Source organism: Mycobacterium sp. 141, from assembly GCF_000382405.1.
In the GTDB taxonomy this organism is placed as follows: domain Bacteria; phylum Actinomycetota; class Actinomycetes; order Mycobacteriales; family Mycobacteriaceae; genus Mycobacterium.
In genome coordinates, this window is record NZ_KB908267.1 from 104,618 (window position 1) to 122,149 (window position 17,532).

Genomic DNA, 17,532 nt, shown 5'->3' on the forward strand with positions numbered 1-17,532 from the left:
TTACTGGCTGGCGGTTTGGCGCTTCGGCAGCTTCCAGCCCGGCCGCGGGAAGTGGCAGGTGTAGCCGTTGGGGAAGTGCTGCAGGTAATCCTGGTGCTCGGGCTCAGCCTCCCAGAAGTCGACGGCAGGCGTGACCTCGGTGACCACCTTTCCCGGCCACAGGCCCGAGGCGTCCACGTCGGCGATGGTGTCCAGCGCGACGCGTTTCTGCTCGTCGTCGAGGTAGAAGATCGCCGACCGGTAGCTGCTGCCGACGTCGTTGCCCTGCCGGTCCTTGGTACTCGGATCGTGAATCTGGAAGAAGAACTCCAGCAGCGCCCGGTAGTCGGTCTGGGCGGGGTCGTAGACGATCTCGACGGCCTCGGCATGGCCGGGATGGTTGCGGTAGGTGGGGTGATCGTTGCGCCCACCGGTGTAGCCCACCCGCGTCGACACCACGCCCGGCTGCTTGCGGATCAGATCCTCCATGCCCCAGAAGCAGCCGCCCGCGAGTATTGCCGTGGAGTAGTTGCTCATTGCGTTCGCTCCTTCAATAGGGTCTTTCGGGCCGGTGGGTCCCATTGTGCTCCGGCGCTACGGTGGGACTCATCTGCATGGCGGTAACCGCAGCTCTTACCGGTTTACTCCTGACGGTAGAACGTGTTCTAGTTCTTGGGTGGGCAAGACGTTCGGATGTGCCGCCAAGCAAGGCTGAACGCCACGCCGCTGGGCGTTAAACTCTTGTGCACCAACCGTATTACCGGATTAGCCTGGCGAGCATGACCGAAAAGCTGAAGGTCGACCTGCGCGGCGCGCCGCAGACCATGCTCGCGACGTTCTACGCCAAGGCGCTCGATGCCGACCTGCCGAACTCCGTCCTGCATGACACCTGGGCCAAGGGCATCGTCGATCGCATCGACTACGACTGGAGCCAGACCACCATCACGGCTGCGAACTCACCCGCGGTGACCACCCGTAGTGCGCACTTCGACAAATGGGCCCGCCAGTTCCTCGCAGTGCATCCCGAGGCCGTCGTGCTACACCTGGGCTGCGGGCTGGACAGCCGGTTCTTCCGGTTGGCGCCCGGGCCGGGTGTCGAGTGGTACGACATCGACTATCCCGACGTCGCGCGGTTACGTACCGAGCTCTACCCAGCCGTGGAGCACTACCACGTCGTACCCGCCTCTGTCACGGATCCCGTTTGGCTGCAGGATATTCCGACCGGTCGGCCCACATTGATGATCGGCGAGGGGCTTACCATGTACCTCACCGAACAAGACGGGGTCGCCCTGCTGCGCAGGGTGGTGGACCGATTCTCTTGCGGAGAACTGCAGTTCGACGCATTCAACTGGCTGGGCGTCAAAGCACAGTGGATGAACGCCGTGGTGCGCCGCTCGGGGGCGCATTTACATTGGGCGATCAACAATCCCGAGAGCATTCTCGATGCCGCCCCGGGCACCCGGTTGCTGGCCTGGGCGTCACCGTTCGACGACGGTTCATTCGACCACGTGGTCTGGTACTACCGGTGGACCGCGAAGGCGATGGGGATGCTGTCGGTGTTGCGATACATGGCGCAGTACCACCGCTACGCATTCTGAGCCCGAGGACGGGCTTTTTACGTAGATAAAGCGTCGGTGCATAACCTGGACAGGTGGTGACCGCCAGTGTGGTGTTCAACGGCCCGGCGAGTCCCGGTCTGACGCTGGTTCCGCTGCGCCGCAGTGCCGGTGACCCGTGCTTTCGCACCAGTGCCGACGGAGCGATCTGGCGCACGAGCCTCATGCGTACCGGCCCGGTCACCGCACGGATCACCAAGACGGCGCACGACACCGTCGACTGCGAAGTCTGGGGTGGCGGCACTGCGGAGTTTCTGGATGGGCTGCCGGACCTGCTGGGTGCGGCCGATGACGACAGCGACTTCGATCCGGTGGAGCCGACGATCGCCGAGGCCTATCGGCGCACGCCCCATCTGCGGCTGGGCCGCACCGGGCGGGTGCTCGAGGCGCTGATCCCGGCGATCATCGAGCAGCGGGTGTCGGGCATGGACGCCTGGCGGGCCTGGCGCGCACTGGTCACCCGCTACGGCGCGCCGGCGCCCGGACCCGCGCCGAGCGGGATGCGCGTCGTGCCTGGCGCAGAAGTGTGGCGACGCATCCCGTCGTGGGAATTTCATCGGGCCAATGTGGACCCGGGCCGGGCCCGCACCATCGTCGGTTGTGCGCAGCGGGCCGATGCGCTGGAGCGGCTAGCTCCGGACCGGGCAGTCGCGGGGCTGCGGTCGCTACCGGGAGTAGGGGAGTGGACCGCAGCGGAGACCGTGCAACGCGCGTTCGGTGACCCCGATGCGCTGTCGGTCGGCGACTACCATCTGGCCAAGGTGGTGGGGTTGAGCCTATTGGGTACGCCGATCGACGATGCGGCCATGGTCGATCTGTTGGAGCCGCTGCGGCCGCATCGGCACCGGGCGGTGCGATTGCTGGAAGCCAGTGGGCTGGCGGTCAATCCGCGTCGTGGGGCCCGCCAGGCGATACCGAATCTGCGGGCCCTATGAGTCGAAGGCAAGCGTACCGAACACGACGAAAAATACTGGGCTGTGCGGTAATCCGAACATTGTATTGGCAGTCCCAGCGCATGACGCAGCAAAACCGTTGGTAGGCAAGCGAGTTACGATCTGATCGCGGTTCCGGTGGCGGCCGGCATGCCGGCTCCGATCGGATTCGTGATGCCGATGCCTGTTGGAGCGGTCGTGATGTCGATGTCTAATAGCGTGGTCACGCTCAACGCGCAGCTGCTGCGCCGGCTCGATCTGTGGCCTGAAACGGGTCGTAAAGGCTATTCCAGCGGGGCATGAGCAAAATCTAAGAATCTGACCAGGCTTTTCTGCAAACATAATACTTCGTATAACGACTGTATAACACCATTGCGAAGTCAATACAGCAAATATAAATAGCTGGGTGTCGGGTCTTGAGGTGGTCGGTGCAGTCCTGGAAGTAGTTTGGCTGAGCATTGGAATCCAAAGCGGGGCAAGGTGTTTCCGGAAGTCTGTACATTGGTAGGCAGAGTGGAACGAGCCGAGTGGGCGATATGGTTAGGCTTAGCTAAGTTGGCATGTCAGACGGTATCTGCCCTATCGTTTTGTCCACTTATGGTTGTCCACTTGGTGTGTCGGACATAGCCGTCGTTCAGCGGTGCACGAACGGCCTCCCCCGCCGAGTGGCTGACGCCAGCTTGTAAAAGAGCGTGGTTGGAGGGCAAGTGGTAATGACGCCCAATAAGGTCGGGTTGTACAACTCCGCGTACGAACATGACGCCTGCGGCGTCGCGATGGTCGCCGATATGCACGGCCGTCGCAGTCGCGACATTGTGGACAAGGCGATCACCGCGCTGCTGAACCTGGAGCACCGTGGTGCTGCGGGCGCGGAACCCAATACCGGCGACGGCGCAGGCATCCTCCTTCAGGTACCTGACGAGTTCCTGCGCGCTGTCTGTAAGGAACAAGAAGACTTCGAGCTTCCGCCCGAGGGCAGCTACGCCACCGGCATCGCCTTCCTCCCACAGTCCTCGCGCGACGCCAAGCTGGCGTGCGAGGCCGTCGAGAAGATCGTCGAGGCCGAGGGTCTGAAGCTGCTGGGCTGGCGCGATGTCCCGCACGATGATTCCTCGCTGGGCGCACTGGCCCGCGATGCCCTGCCGACGCTGCGTCAGGTCTTCATCGGCGGCGCCGAAGGCATGGAGCTGGAACGCCGTGCCTACGTCATCCGCAAGCGCGCCGAACACGAACTCGGCACCAAGGGCCCCGGCCAGGACGGCCCCGGCCGCGAGACCGTGTACTTCCCGAGCCTTTCGGCCAAGACGATCGTCTACAAGGGCATGTTGACCACGCCGCAGCTGCGAGCGTTCTATTTGGACCTCCAGGACAAACGGCTGACCAGCGCGCTGGGCATCGTGCACTCCCGGTTCTCCACCAACACCTTCCCGTCGTGGCCGCTGGCACATCCGTTCCGCCGCATCGCTCACAACGGTGAGATCAACACTGTCACCGGCAACGAGAACTGGATGCGGGCCCGCGAGGCGCTCATCCATACCGACGTGTTCGGGTACCACAACGACCTGAACAAGATCTTCCCGGTGTGCACTCCGGGCGCCTCGGATACGGCCCGGTTCGACGAGGTCCTCGAACTGCTGCACCTGGGCGGGCGTCCCCTGCACCATGCGGTGCTGATGATGATTCCCGAGGCCTGGGAACGCAATACCGACATGGACCCGGCCCGCCGGGCCTTTTATCAGTACCACGCTTCGCTCATGGAGCCGTGGGACGGTCCGGCGTCGGTCTGCTTCACCGACGGCACCGTCGTCGGCGCCGTGCTCGACCGCAACGGGCTGCGGCCGTCGCGTATCTGGGTGACCAACGACGGTTTGGTCGTCATGGCATCCGAGGCCGGAGTGTTGGATCTGGATCCCTCGACCGTGGTGCAGAAGATGCGCCTTCAGCCCGGCCGGATGTTCTTGGTCGACACCGCGCAGGGCCGCATCGTCTCCGACGAGGAGATCAAGGCCGAGCTGGCCGCCGAACACCCCTACCGGGAGTGGCTGGACGCCGGGCTGTTCCACATCGACGAGCTGCCGCAGGGCAAGTACGTCAAGATGCCGCACCATCGGGTGGTCCAGCGCCAGCAGGCGTTCGGTTACACCTACGAAGAGCTGAACCTGCTGATCGCGCCCATGGCGCGTACCGGCGCTGAAGCGCTCGGGTCGATGGGCACCGACACGCCGATGGCTGTGCTGTCGCAGCGGCCCCGGATGCTGTTCGACTACTTCCAGCAGCTGTTCGCCCAGGTGACCAACCCGCCGCTGGACGCCATCCGCGAAGAGGTGGTCACCAGCCTGCAGGGCGCCATCGGTCCCGAGGGTGACCTGCTCAACCCCGACGAGAACTCGTGCCGGCAGATCGTGCTGCCGCAGCCGATCCTGCGTAACGCCGAGCTGTCGAAGCTCGTCGACGTCGACCCCGACCACGAGATCCGCGGCCGTAAGCACGGCATGCGGGCCGCGGTGGTGAACTGCCTGTACCCGGTGGCCGACGGCGGTGCCGGCCTGCGCCGGGCGCTGGAGGACGTACGCACCAAGGTGTCGCAGGCGATCCGCAACGGAGCCCGCATCATCGTGCTCTCCGACCGCGAATCAAACGAGTGGCTGGCACCGATTCCGTCGCTGCTGGCCGTCTCTGCCGTCCACCATCACCTGGTCCGGGAACGCAGCCGGACCCAGGTCGGGCTTGTGGTCGAATGCGGCGACGCCCGCGAGGTGCACCACATGGCCATGCTGTGTGGTTTCGGTGCGGCAGCGATCAACCCGTACATGGCCTTCGAATCGATCGAGGACATGATCGACCGCGGCATCATCACCGGGCTGACCAGTGATCAGGCCAAGGCCAACTACGTGAAGGCCGCAGGCAAGGGTGTGCTCAAGGTGATGTCGAAGATGGGCATCTCCACTCTGGCTTCCTACACCGGTGCCCAGCTGTTCCAGGCGGTCGGCATCGGCCGGCGGGTGCTCGACGAGTACTTCACCGGATTGCACTGCCCCACAGGCGGTATCGGCCTCGATGACATCGCATCCGAGGTGGCCGCGCGGCACGAGCTGGCGTACCTGGACCGGCCCGACGAGTGGGCACACCGCGAACTGGAGGTCGGCGGCGAGTACCAGTGGCGCCGCGAGGGTGAGTACCACCTGTTCAATCCGGACACGGTGTTCAAGCTGCAGCACTCGACCCGCACCGGGCAGTACTCGGTCTTCAAGGAGTACACCAAGCTGGTCGACGACCAGAGCGAGCGGATAGCTTCGCTGCGCGGTCTGTTGAAGTTCAAAGACGGTGTACGCACGTCGATTTCGATCAACGAGGTAGAGCCAGCCAGCGAGATCGTCAAGCGGTTCTCCACCGGTGCGATGAGCTACGGATCGATATCGGCCGAGGCCCACGAGACGCTGGCCATCGCGATGAACCGGCTCGGTGGCCGGTCCAACTCGGGTGAAGGTGGCGAGAGTGTCGACCGCTTCGAGCCCGACGCCAACGGTGACTGGCGCCGCAGCGCCATCAAGCAGGTGGCGTCCGCCCGGTTCGGCGTGACCAGTCACTACCTGACCAACTGCACCGACATCCAGATCAAGATGGCCCAGGGCGCCAAGCCCGGTGAGGGCGGGCAGCTTCCGGCGCACAAGGTGTACCCGTGGGTGGCCGAGGTACGGCATTCGACACCGGGCGTCGGGCTCATCTCGCCGCCGCCGCACCACGACATCTACTCGATCGAGGATCTCGCGCAGCTGATCCACGACCTGAAGAACGCCAACCCGGCAGCGCGCATCCACGTCAAGCTGGTGAGTGAGAACGGCGTCGGAACCGTCGCCGCGGGTGTTTCAAAGGCGCACGCGGACGTGGTGCTCATCTCCGGGCACGACGGCGGCACGGGTGCCACCCCACTGACTTCGCAGAAGCATGCGGGCGCACCCTGGGAGCTGGGTCTTGCCGAGACACAGCAGACGCTGCTGTTGAACGGGCTTCGCGACCGGATCGTGGTGCAGGTGGACGGTCAGCTCAAGACGGGCCGTGACGTGGTCGTCGCCGCGCTGCTGGGCGCCGAGGAGTTCGGCTTCGCCACCGCTCCGCTGGTGGTGTCGGGTTGCATCATGATGCGGGTCTGCCACCTCGACACCTGTCCGGTGGGCGTGGCGACCCAGAACCCGGCGCTGCGCGAGCGCTTCAACGGCAAGCCCGAGTTCGTCGAGAACTTCTTCATGTTCATCGCCGAGGAAGTCCGTGAACTCATGGCCCAGTTGGGCTTCCGTACGGTCAACGAGATGGTCGGCCAGGTCGACATGCTGGACACCAGCCGCGCCGGGGAGCACTGGAAGGCGCACAAGCTAGACCTGTCGCCGGTGCTGTACGAGCCGGAATCGGCCTTCATGAATCAGGACCTGTACTGCAGTTCACGCCAAGACCACGGTCTGGACAAGGCGCTTGATCAGCAACTCATCGTGCAGAGCCGTGAAGCACTGGACACGGGTACGCCGGTTCGTTTCTCGACCAAGATCGCCAACGTCAACCGCACCGTCGGCACCATGCTGGGCCACGAGGTCACCAAAGCCTATGGCGAGCAGGGGCTTCCGGACGGGACCATCGACATCACGTTCGACGGCTCCGCAGGTAACAGCTTCGGCGCGTTCGTGCCGCGCGGCATTACGCTCCGGGTGTACGGCGACGCCAACGACTATGTCGGCAAGGGCCTTTCGGGTGGACGCATCGTGGTGCGGCCCTCCGACAATGCGCCGGCCGATTACATTGCCGAGAACAACATCATCGGCGGCAACGTGATCCTGTTCGGCGCCACCAGTGGCCAGGCCTTCCTGCGCGGTGTGGTGGGCGAGCGGTTCGCCGTCCGTAACTCGGGTGCGCACGCTGTCGTGGAGGGCGTGGGCGACCACGGCTGCGAGTACATGACCGGCGGCAAGGTGGTGATCCTCGGTGCCACCGGACGCAACTTCGCCGCGGGCATGTCCGGTGGCGTGGCTTATGTGTACGACCCGGTCGGTGCGTTTCCGCCGAACGTGAATACGGAGATGGTCGATCTTGACGGTTTGGACGGCGCCGACCGCGAATGGCTGCGCGGCATGATCACCGCGCACGTCGATGCGACGGATTCAGCTGTGGGACAGCGGATTTTGGTCGACTGGGATGGTGAGGCGGAGAACTTCGTGAAGGTGATGCCGCGGGATTACAAGCGGGTGTTGGCGGCGATCGCCGAGGCTGAGGCTACCGGTTCCGATGTCAACGAATCGATCATGGCGGCGGCTCGTGGCTGATCCGAGCGGTTTCCTCAAGCACACCACCCGCGAACTCCCGGCCCGCCGGCCAGTGTCACTGCGGTTGAAGGACTGGAAAGAGGTCTACGAAGACTTCTCCCACGACGCTCTGCAGGTGCAGGCATCACGTTGTATGGACTGCGGTATCCCGTTCTGCCACAACGGCTGCCCGCTGGGCAATCTGATCCCGGAGTGGAACGACATGGTGTTCCGGGGCCGGTGGCGTGACGCGATCGAGCGGTTGCACGCGACCAACAACTTCCCGGAGTTCACCGGCCGGCTGTGCCCGGCGCCCTGTGAGGCGTCGTGCGTGCTGGGGATCAACCAGGATCCGGTGACCATCAAGCAGGTCGAGGTCGAGATCATCGACAACGCCTTCGAGCAGGGCTGGGTCAAACCACTGCCGCCGGATGTGTTGAGCGGCAAGAAGGTTGCGGTTGTCGGATCCGGGCCCGCTGGCCTGGCCGCGGCTCAGCAGCTGACCCGCGCCGGGCATGACGTCACGGTGTTCGAGCGCGCCGACCGTATCGGCGGTCTGCTGCGCTACGGCATTCCCGAGTTCAAGATGGAGAAGCGCCACATCGACCGCCGGCTCGAGCAGATGACGGCCGAGGGCACCAAGTTCCGCGCGGGCGTCAACGTCGGCGTGGACCTCACAGTCGAGCAGCTGCGTGAAGACTTCGACGCTGTGGTGCTCGCGGGCGGTGCAACCGCGTGGCGCGACCTGCCGATCCCGGGCCGTGAACTCGACGGCATTCACCAGGCCATGGAATACCTGCCGTGGGCCAACCGGGTCCAGCAGGGCGACGATGTGCTGGGTCCCGACGGCGAACCGCCCATCACCGCCAAGGGCAAGAAGGTCGTCATCATCGGCGGCGGCGACACCGGCGCGGACTGCCTGGGCACCGCACACCGGCAAGGTGCGGCCAGCATCCACCAGTTCGAGATCATGCCGCGGCCACCCGAGGCCCGCGCAGAATCGACCCCGTGGCCGACTTACCCGCTGATGTTCCGGGTGTCCTCGGCGCACGAAGAGGGCGGTGAGCGGGTGTTTTCGGTGAACACCGAGCAGTTCGTCGGCGGCGACGGGCGGGTGACTTCGCTCAAGGTGCACGAGGTCGTCATGAACGCGGGTAAGTTCGAGAAGGTCGACGGCTCGGACTTCGAGCTGGACGCCGACATCGTGTTCCTGGCAATGGGTTTCGTAGGCCCCGAGCGTGAGGGCCTGCTGACCGAGCTGGGTGTCGAGCTGACCGACCGTGGAAACGTGGCGCGTGACAAGGACTTCCAGACCACCGAGCCGGGCGTGTTCGTCGCCGGCGACATGGGCCGTGGGCAGTCTCTGATCGTGTGGGCGATCGCCGAGGGTCGCGCTGCAGCGGCCGGTGTCGACCGCTACCTGATGGGTCACACTGCGCTGCCGGTGCCGATTGGGCCGACCGCCGCTCCGCAGCGATGAGCGCTTGCGCGAAGAGCCGACGGTACCGATGAGCGCTTGCGCGAAGAGCCGACAGGCAGACGGTTCTGCGCCGGCGTTGCGGCGAGTCTGGTTCGTCTAACTGCCCTTCTCGACCTCGTGCTGGCGTCGGTCGCCTGGCGGTGACGGGTGCCGCGCGCGGTGATCGCCGTCGCGGTGCGATCCCGTTGGGTCCCGGAGTTCACGGCACTGACAAGTGCCTAAGACCTCGGCATCGTCTACCGCTGGCCCTTTCACGGCGTTTTCTTATTCTTTGCCCGCTTTGTTACAGCATCGTGATAATCGGGTGAGATGGCCTCCGGGAAGTGATGCAGGCCACGAGCGGCGGTAAATTTATCGCCACTTCTATCACATCAGTATCACCAGAAACATCGGCTCTTTTGGCGGCGTGGCACACACTGTTTGCCAACGAACAGGTATCTAATGACTTTATGAGAGCGCTGCGGTAACGTAGTGCCACGGGCACAGCTATCAAAACATCGCAGGAGAGATCACCGTGTACAACATCCCGCTGAGTCGGTCGTGGATGGGACGAATCGCCTGGTCATGGTTCCGCCACCCCGTGAAAAGCCGCGAGTTTCCGGCCAAGAATGAACGTCTCGTGACGGCCGACGAGCTACTCCGCTTCGGAGTTTAAGACCTCGGTGCCTGTCTTCATCCGTGGTCGTGATGGCCTGAGGGCCACATTTGCTTCGGCAAGTTTGTCAGTTTGTGCCCAAGATAACGAGCCGCATCAGCGCCGGTGAGCAAAAGTGTTTCGCCGACCGACCGCGCCCGGCTGTGCTGGTAGGCGCGGTCGAGCGTCGCGGGGTCGGCTGCCGAGCTACGCGCTCAGCTGGCCCGAATCCCGGATCGTTTCGGCGAGTGGTTCCAACACCGCCGGGTCATAGGGCGGCGGCAGGTAGATGATCGCCAGATCCAGCCCCTCGGCCCCGAGTGCTGCGGCCTCGTCGACGACCTTGGCGTAATCGCGGTCCGCACCCAAGCGAATGTGAGCTGACAGCGTGATCTCCTTCGGATCGCGACCCAGATCGGCGCAGTGGGCGGCCAACACGTCGCGCTTGCGGGCGAACTCCTCGGGTGCTCCGCCGACGAAATTCCAGTGATCGGCGTACTTGGCGGTGATCCGCAACGTGCGCTTCTCACCGCTGCCGCCGATGCAGAACGGCGGGTGGGGCTGCTGCGGACCCTTGGGTTCGTTCCGGGCGTCCTTGAGCTGGTAGTACTTGCCGTCGAACGTCGTCGTCTCCTGGCTCAGCAGACCCTTGAGCACCTCACAGGCTTCCTCGAAGCGGTCGAAACGTTCCTTGATGCTGCCGAGTTCAATGCCGTAGGCGCCGGATTCCTCTTCGTTCCAGCCGGCGCCGATGCCCAACTCCAGGCGTCCGTCGGAAATGATGTCAAGGGCTGCAGCCATGTTGGCCAGGACGGCGGGATGGCGGTAGTGGATGCCGGTCACGAGCACGCCGACCCGGAGTCGTTCGGTCGCTTGGGCCAGCGCGGTCAGCGTGGTCCAACCCTCAAGGCAGGGGCCGGTTGGATCGGAGAAGATCGGGTAGAAGTGGTCGAATGTCCACCCCGATTCGTAGACGTCGATGGTGTCGGCCGTGCGCCAAATGGCGAGCATGTCGGCCCAGGCGGTGTTCTGCGGAGAAGTTTTGAAGGCGAATCGCACGTACATCGAAACTAGTCGGGGTAGATGAATATTTCCTGTATGGGTCTGCTTCCGGGCCGATTTCGGCATGCGCTGGGTAATCTCGCCTGGGAGTGCACCCTCGAAGCGGCCAGGAGCGAATTATGAGCGAGTATGCAGTCACTGATCCGGCAACCACGGAGGTCGTCGCCACCTACCCGACTGCAACGGATGCCGAGATCGAGGCTGCGATCGATGCGACGGCCAAGACCGCCCGCACGTGGCCGCGTACCACCACGGTGGCCGACCGTGCCGCGCTTCTCGGGAAGATCGCCAAGCTGCACCAGAAGCGTCGCGAGCAACTGGCGAAGGTCATCAACCGTGAGATGGGCAAGCCCATGGACCAATGCCTGGGTGAGGTCGACTTCTGCGCCGCGATCTACCAGTACTACGCCGACAACGCCGAAAAGTTCCTCGCCGACGAGGAGATCACCTTGCTCGACGGTGAAGGCACCGCGGTGGTCAAGCGCGGACCCATCGGTGTACTGCTCGGAATCATGCCGTGGAACTACCCGTACTACCAGGTGGCGCGGTTCGCCGGTCCAAACCTGGTGGTGGGCAACACGATTCTGCTCAAGCATGCGCCGCAGTGCCCTGAGTCGGCCGAACTGCTGCAGTTGATGTTCCTGGAGGCCGGATTCCCGCAGGGCGCCTACGTCGACATCCGTGCCACCAATGAGCAGGTTGCCGAAATCATCGCCGATCCACGGGTCGCGGCGGTCTCGCTCACCGGCTCGGAGCGGGCCGGTGCCGCGGTCGCTGAGATCGCCGGACGCCACCTGAAGAAGTGTGTGCTCGAGCTCGGCGGCTCCGATCCGTTCGTCGTGCTGTCGACCGATGATCTCGACGCGACGGTTGAATCGGCGGTGGCCGGCCGGATGGAGAACACCGGTCAGGCATGTAATGCGGCCAAGCGGTTCATCGTCGCCGAGGACATCTATGACGACTTCCTGAAGAAGTTCACCGAGAAGATTCTGGCCGCCGCGGACGGGGTCGCGCCACTGTCCTCGCTGCGGGCCGCCGAAACGCTGGAACACCAGGTGAAAACCGCGGTGGACGCGGGTGCGAAGTTGACGTCGGCCGGGGAGCGCAAGGGTGCGTTCTTCCCGCCTGGTGTGCTCACCGGGGTCACCGACGACAACCCGATCTACGGTCAGGAGCTGTTCGGCCCGGTGGCTGTGGTGTACAAGGTCGGCTCGGAGGACGAAGCGGTGGCCGTCGCCAATGACACCCCGTTCGGGCTTGGCTCGTATGTCTTCACCACCGATCCGGAGCAGGCCAAGCGGGTCGCCGATCGGATCGAGGCGGGCATGGTGTTCGTCAACGCCGTCGGCGCCGAAGGAGTCGAGTTGCCGTTCGGCGGGGTCAAGCGCTCCGGTTACGGACGCGAGCTCGGCAGGTACGGCATCGATGAGTTCGTCAACAAGAAGCTGATCCGCATCGCGGGTTGACGGGCCTCAATGCGGGCGATGTGCGACGTGCGTGCGCGCGTGTTCGACTGCGTCGTCGAGCGAATCGACCAAGTGGTTCTCGTGGCGCAGTGACTCGAACACACCCACGTTGGTCAGCAACTCGGCGTGTTCGGGGCGAACTCCCTTGATGATCACCGTGATTCCGCGCGACTCCAGTTCGGTGGCGATCTCCGCGAGCGTGTGAGCGCCGGTTGCGTCGAGCATGCCGAGTTGCGACATCCGGATGATGACGACAGACGTGCGAGGATGCTCGGTGTCGAAGATGGCATTCGAAATACGCTCGGCCGCACCGAAGAACATCGCACCGTCGAGGCGTAGCAACGCGATCTCGTCGTCACCGGGCAACTCGGGCCCGGGCAGCTCCTCGCGAACCACGCTGCTGCGGTGAGAAATCGAACGTAACGCGAAGAACCCGGCCACCACGATACCGATCTCGACGGCTTCGATGAGGTCGAAGCACACGGTCACCACGGCGGTCAGCACAAAGGTCAAGGCATCAGAGCGGGTGGAGCGCAGGATCTTTCGGATCGTGCCCGCCGAGATCATCCGGAACGACGTCACCATCAGAACCCCGGCCAGCGCGGCGAGCGGAATCGTCGACACCGGCCCGGTCGCCAGGTACACCACGCCCAGCAGGACCAGCGAGTGCACCATCGCCGCGACTCGCGTTCTGGCACCGGACCGGACGTTGACCGCAGTGCGCGCGATCGCTCCGGTCGCGGGCATGCCCCCGAACACACCCGAGACCATCGAGGCCAAGCCCTGACCGACCAATTCGCGGTCGGGGTCGTACGGCCCGGTCGGCGACATGGTCGCAGCAACCCGCGCCGACAACAGCGATTCGATGGCCGCCAGCGCTGCGATGGTCAGCGCGGCACCGAGCAATGTGCGCATGGCGCCCAGGTCGGCGTGAGGCAGCACCGGCGCCGGCAGATGCGACGGCAACTCACCGATTGCGGCGACCGGGATGTGCAGCACGGCCACCAGAAGCGTGACGATGACCACGGCGGTAAGAGATTCGGGAATCGCCCGGTGCACCCGGGGGAGCACGACCATGAGAAGCGCGACAATCGCGACCACCCCAAGGGTGTTCGCCGCGGCCGTCCAGTCGGCATGGGCGACGACGGTGAAGACGGCGGGCAGCGTGCGCTCACCGGCCGGCGCTGCCTGAGCGAAGGCAGCGGGAACCTGCTGCAGGAAGATGATGGTCGCGATGCCCAGGGTGAACCCCTCGATCACCGGCCACGGAATGAACGTCACCGCGCGGCCCAATCCGGTGACGCCGGCCGCCAGCACCAGCAGGCCTCCCACCACGGTCACCAACGCGATGCTGGCGAGCCCGTGTTGGGCGACGATCGGTGCGAGCACGACCGCCATCGCTCCGGTCGGCCCAGATACCTGGACGTGCGAACCGCCGAACACGGCAGCGACCAGCCCGGCCACCACCGCCGTGATGAGGCCTGCGGCGGCGCCGACGCCCGAGCTGATCCCGAACGCCAACGCCAACGGCAGCGCCACCACGCCGACTGTCACCCCTGCCAGGATGTCCCGGCGCCATGAACGTGGAAGCTCGGTGTAATCGTCGCGGTGAGGCAGCAGCCGCGCGATCACAGCTGTTGCCCGATGGGCGGGAGCGTCTGCAGTGCTTCCAGCTGATCGCGTTGCGCACCCAGCGTGTCGGCCAGGAAAGTTCGGGCGATCACCAGCAGCTCGGAGATCTTGGGGTGGGCCAGTTCGTAGAACACCGCGTTACCGATGCGCTGGCCGCTGACCACATGGTGACGTTTCAGTACCGCCAGGTGCTGCGAGAGCAGCGTCGGCTCGATCTCGATCTCGGCGAGAATCTCGCTAACGGGGGTGGGTTCACCACTGGCAGAAAGGATTTCGAGGATGCGGATCCGCGCCGGATGGGCCAGTGCCTTGAACAGGTTGGCCTTGATCTCGTACAGCGGTTGTTCGGGGCTGCCGAAGAAGCGATGGGGCACGGTACGACCTGATGAATTGGTGGATTGAAGAAAATCTAAATCCACAATAACCGGATGCCCGCGCGCGCCGCAACCGGGCAGACTGGAGCCCATGGATCCGGTGACCGCATTACGCCAGATCGCGTACTACAAGGATCGGGCCCGGGAGGACCCGCGCCGGGTGATGGCCTACCGTCGGGCCGCCGACGTGGTCGAGGCGCTGACCGACGAGCAGCGGCAACGGTTGGGTGCGGCCAACGGCTGGCAGTCGCTACCCGGTGTCGGACCCAAGACCGCGACGGTCATCGCGCAGGCGTGGGCCGGCCGCGAGCCCGACGCGCTGGTCGAATTGCGTTCGTCAGCAACCGATCTGGGTGGTGGTGAGATCCGCTCCGCACTGCGCGGTGACCTGCACGTGCACTCCAACTGGTCGGACGGCTCTGCGCCGATCGAGGAGATGATGCTCGCCGCAAAGGAATTGGGGCATGAATACTGCGCGTTGACCGATCACTCACCGCGGCTCAAGATCGCCAACGGTCTATCCCCGGAGCGGCTGCGTGAGCAACTCGACGTCATCGACGACCTGCGCGACACCGTCGCACCCATGCGAATTCTCACCGGCATCGAGGTTGACATCCTCGAGGACGGCTCCCTCGACCAGGAACCCGAGTTGTTGGAGCGGCTCGACGTGGTGGTGGCCAGCGTGCATTCCAAACTCGCCATGGATGCCGCGTCGATGACCCGCCGCATGCTCAAGGCGGTCTCGAATCCGCAGGTGGACATCCTCGGCCACTGCACCGGCCGGCTGGTCACGGGCGGCCGGGGCACTCGTCCCGAGTCGAAGTTCGACGCGGACAAGGTATTCACGGCGTGCCGGGACCGCGGCGTCGCGGTGGAGATCAACTCTCGCCCCGAGCGCCGTGACCCTCCGACCCGGCTGTTGAAGCAGGCGCTGGAGATCGGTTGTCTGTTCAGTATCGACACCGATTCGCACGCCCCCGGCCAACTCGACTTTCTGGGTTACGGTGCGCAGCGTGCGCTCGACGCCGATGTCCCCGTCGAGCGCATCGTCAACACCTGGCCTGCCGATGACCTGCTGCAGTGGACCTCAGACCGCTGAGCTGAACGGATTATGTTCGGCGAGAAGCTCAACTGCTTTAATCGGGCAGCATGGGCATCTCCCATACCTGATCGCGGCCGACCAGCACGCCACGTGTCAGCAGCGCGGTACCGAACCGCTGCCGGATCTGGTCCACTGCCGAATCCACGGCGACGAGATCCGGACCGCTGTCGAACGGAAGCTCCAGCTGCTGACTGCCGTCACGGTCGATGTTGCACACCGCGAAGCCGATCAGGGTGAGGCCCCGCTGAGCGACCAGCGGCGCTGCTGCGTCGACCAATGCACGGGCCACACCCAGGACATCCTCGGTGGACGCGGTGGCTCGCGGCAGCGTATGCGACCGCGTGGCACGGCCGTAATCGTCGAACCGCAGGCGCAGCACCACCGTTCGGCCGGTGCGTCCGGACGCGCGCATCCTGCGGGTGATGCGCTCGACGAGGCCGATCACCACGGCGTCGAGCTCGGTCGCCGACATGACGTTGCCGCGGCGGCCGAGGGCTCGCTGGGCGCCGACCGAATGTCGTCGCACCCCGGTGGTCACCCGGCGTCGATCGATGTTGCGGGACAACGCGAACAGCTGACGACCCATGGCGCCGCCGACCATCGCTGAGAGCGCGGATTCGGGCAGCTCGGCGACATCGGCCACTGTCTCGATACCGTGCGCGTGTAGTTTCTCGGCCGTCTTGGCTCCGACACCCCACAGCCGGCGCACCGGCAGCGGATGCAGGAACGCCAGCTCCCGGTCTGGCGGAACAAGCAGTAGCCCGTCGGGCTTGGCTTCCTGACTGGCCACCTTGGCCAGGAACTTCGTCCGGGCGATACCGACTGTGATCGGCAGGCCGACCCGGTCACGAACCTGCTCGCGCAACCACCCGGCGATCTGAACCGGCGTTCCCGCCACGCGACCGAGGCCGGACACGTCGAGAAATGCCTCGTCCACCGACAACGGCTCGACGATGGGCGTGGTGTCGTGGAAGACCTCGAAGACATCGCGGCTGGCTTGCGTGTATGCCGCCATCCGCGGCGGCACGACGATGGCTTGCGGGCACAAGGCGCGGGCCTGATGGCCGCCCATCGCCGTCCGCACGCCGAATGCCTTGGCTTCGTAACTGGCCGCCAACACCACGCCGGCCCCGACGATCACCGGCCGACCCCGCAAAGTGGGATCGTCGCGTTGCTCGACTGAGGCGTAGAACGAGTCGAGATCAGCGTGCAGGATGGCCACCTGCGGAGCAGGTGAAACGGCAGAAGCGCGGCCATCGGGCACGAACATATGTTTCCTAGGGTCGCTGAGGTCCTGTCCATGACGTAGCGGACGAGCATCGTCTGCTGGGGTCTGTGACTGCACCACGGCCTTACCTTGAGTGTCTTCGACGTAGGAGCTTTGTTTCGGGACCATGCAGCCGCGGTCTGGAACCGCCGCCTTAATCCCTCCTGCGAACTGTCTCATCGCCGACCGACAACGCGCGTTTCAGGTGCAATAGCGCGGGGAGCAGACCTCCGATCACGCTAGGAGAGTTATGAGTCGTTTGCTTAGCCCATGGCTAAAGTTTGAGTATGGGGATTGGCGACAGACAAAGGTCGCTGGCCGCTCAGCGTTGACGAGGGTGCACTGACGTGCCATGCCCCCGATTGGGTGACATTTACGGCTAATGGAACAGAGTACGCGCTCAGCGACAACGCCAGGTGGATGGGCCACTATCCGAGCGTTTCACCGATTCTAGTTAAGCCTCAATCCGTGGATCGACCTTGTTGAGGTGTTTCGGGGGTGATTTTGCCGGGCTTGCGGGTGTGTGCAGCCTGTAACCGCTGGTCTGTCCAGCTTTTCCTGTGTGCTCCGGTCGGGCCCTTGCGGCGGGTGGTCAGGTGGTGGTGGTCGGGGGTGGGCTGTAGCCGATGGTGTTGCGCCACAATGTGAGCCACTGCTGTGCCCACGGCCAGTGCGTTGGTAGGTGCAAGATGGGCCTGCG

13 protein-coding genes are annotated in these 17,532 nt (G+C 64.8%); 8 read left to right on the top strand and 5 right to left on the bottom strand.

What is annotated here, in order from left to right; genetic code table 11:
• Positions 1-516: a peptide-methionine (S)-S-oxide reductase MsrA gene (gene msrA, locus H276_RS0116735; RefSeq protein WP_019972453.1), complete on the bottom strand. Its 516-nt coding sequence runs from the start codon at positions 514-516 to the stop codon at positions 1-3.
• Positions 517-758: 242 nt separating this feature from the next.
• On the opposite strand from msrA, the gene H276_RS0116740 reads away from it, so the two are divergent.
• The 5 genes from H276_RS0116740 (at position 759) to H276_RS0116760 (ending at position 9,295) form a co-directional block, all read left to right on the top strand.
• Complete coding sequence (locus tag H276_RS0116740) at positions 759-1,577, top strand: class I SAM-dependent methyltransferase (protein ID WP_019972454.1); 819 nt, start codon at positions 759-761, stop codon at positions 1,575-1,577.
• A 53-nt stretch (positions 1,578-1,630) separates the two neighbouring features.
• Positions 1,631-2,530: a DNA-3-methyladenine glycosylase gene (locus tag H276_RS0116745; protein ID WP_019972455.1), complete on the top strand. Its 900-nt coding sequence runs from the start codon at positions 1,631-1,633 to the stop codon at positions 2,528-2,530.
• A 147-nt stretch (positions 2,531-2,677) separates the two neighbouring features.
• Entirely contained in the window at positions 2,678-2,830 is a 153-nt protein-coding gene (locus tag H276_RS25040; RefSeq protein WP_369758501.1) for a hypothetical protein, read from the top strand.
• A 410-nt stretch (positions 2,831-3,240) separates the two neighbouring features.
• Positions 3,241-7,836: a glutamate synthase large subunit gene (gene gltB, locus H276_RS0116755; RefSeq protein ID WP_019972457.1), complete on the top strand. Its 4,596-nt coding sequence runs from the start codon at positions 3,241-3,243 to the stop codon at positions 7,834-7,836.
• Positions 7,829-9,295 carry a glutamate synthase subunit beta gene (locus H276_RS0116760; protein ID WP_019972458.1) on the top strand — a complete coding sequence of 489 codons (1,467 nt, stop codon included), beginning with the start codon at positions 7,829-7,831 and terminating at the stop codon, positions 9,293-9,295. Before gltB ends, H276_RS0116760 begins: the two co-directional genes overlap by 8 nt.
• An 841-nt stretch (positions 9,296-10,136) precedes the next feature.
• On the opposite strand, the gene H276_RS0116765 is transcribed toward H276_RS0116760, so the two are convergent.
• Positions 10,137-10,988, bottom strand: coding sequence for an LLM class F420-dependent oxidoreductase (locus tag H276_RS0116765; RefSeq protein WP_019972459.1), 852 nt, complete (start codon positions 10,986-10,988; stop codon positions 10,137-10,139).
• 122 nt (positions 10,989-11,110) lie between these two features.
• Between H276_RS0116765 and H276_RS0116770 the strand changes: the two genes are divergently transcribed.
• Positions 11,111-12,457, top strand: a complete 1,347-nt coding sequence (locus tag H276_RS0116770) for an NAD-dependent succinate-semialdehyde dehydrogenase (RefSeq protein WP_019972460.1) — start codon at positions 11,111-11,113, stop codon at positions 12,455-12,457.
• A 6-nt stretch (positions 12,458-12,463) separates the two neighbouring features.
• Here the strand turns inward: H276_RS0116770 and H276_RS0116775 are convergent, their stop codons facing one another.
• Entirely contained in the window at positions 12,464-14,089 is a 1,626-nt protein-coding gene (locus H276_RS0116775) for a SulP family inorganic anion transporter (RefSeq protein ID WP_019972461.1), read from the bottom strand.
• Positions 14,086-14,463, bottom strand: a complete 378-nt coding sequence (locus tag H276_RS0116780) for a metalloregulator ArsR/SmtB family transcription factor (protein ID WP_019972462.1) — start codon at positions 14,461-14,463, stop codon at positions 14,086-14,088. Before H276_RS0116780 ends, H276_RS0116775 begins: the two co-directional genes overlap by 4 nt.
• 91 nt (positions 14,464-14,554) lie before the next feature.
• On the opposite strand from H276_RS0116780, the gene H276_RS0116785 reads away from it, so the two are divergent.
• A complete protein-coding gene (locus H276_RS0116785; RefSeq protein ID WP_019972463.1) occupies positions 14,555-15,562 on the top strand; it encodes a PHP domain-containing protein in 1,008 nt (335 codons plus the stop codon).
• A gap of 37 nt (positions 15,563-15,599) precedes the next feature.
• Here H276_RS0116785 and dinB read toward each other — a convergent pair whose 3' ends face one another.
• Positions 15,600-16,835 (bottom strand): DNA polymerase IV, encoded by a 1,236-nt coding sequence (gene dinB, locus H276_RS0116790; protein ID WP_019972464.1) that lies wholly within the window; start codon positions 16,833-16,835, stop codon positions 15,600-15,602.
• Positions 16,836-17,126: 291 nt separating this feature from the next.
• Here dinB and H276_RS25705 point away from each other — a divergent pair, with 291 nt between their 5' ends.
• On the top strand, positions 17,127-17,318 hold the full coding sequence (locus H276_RS25705) for a DUF2511 domain-containing protein (RefSeq protein ID WP_155943134.1): 192 nt from the start codon (positions 17,127-17,129) through the stop codon (positions 17,316-17,318).
• The last annotated feature ends 214 nt before the right edge of the window (positions 17,319-17,532 follow it).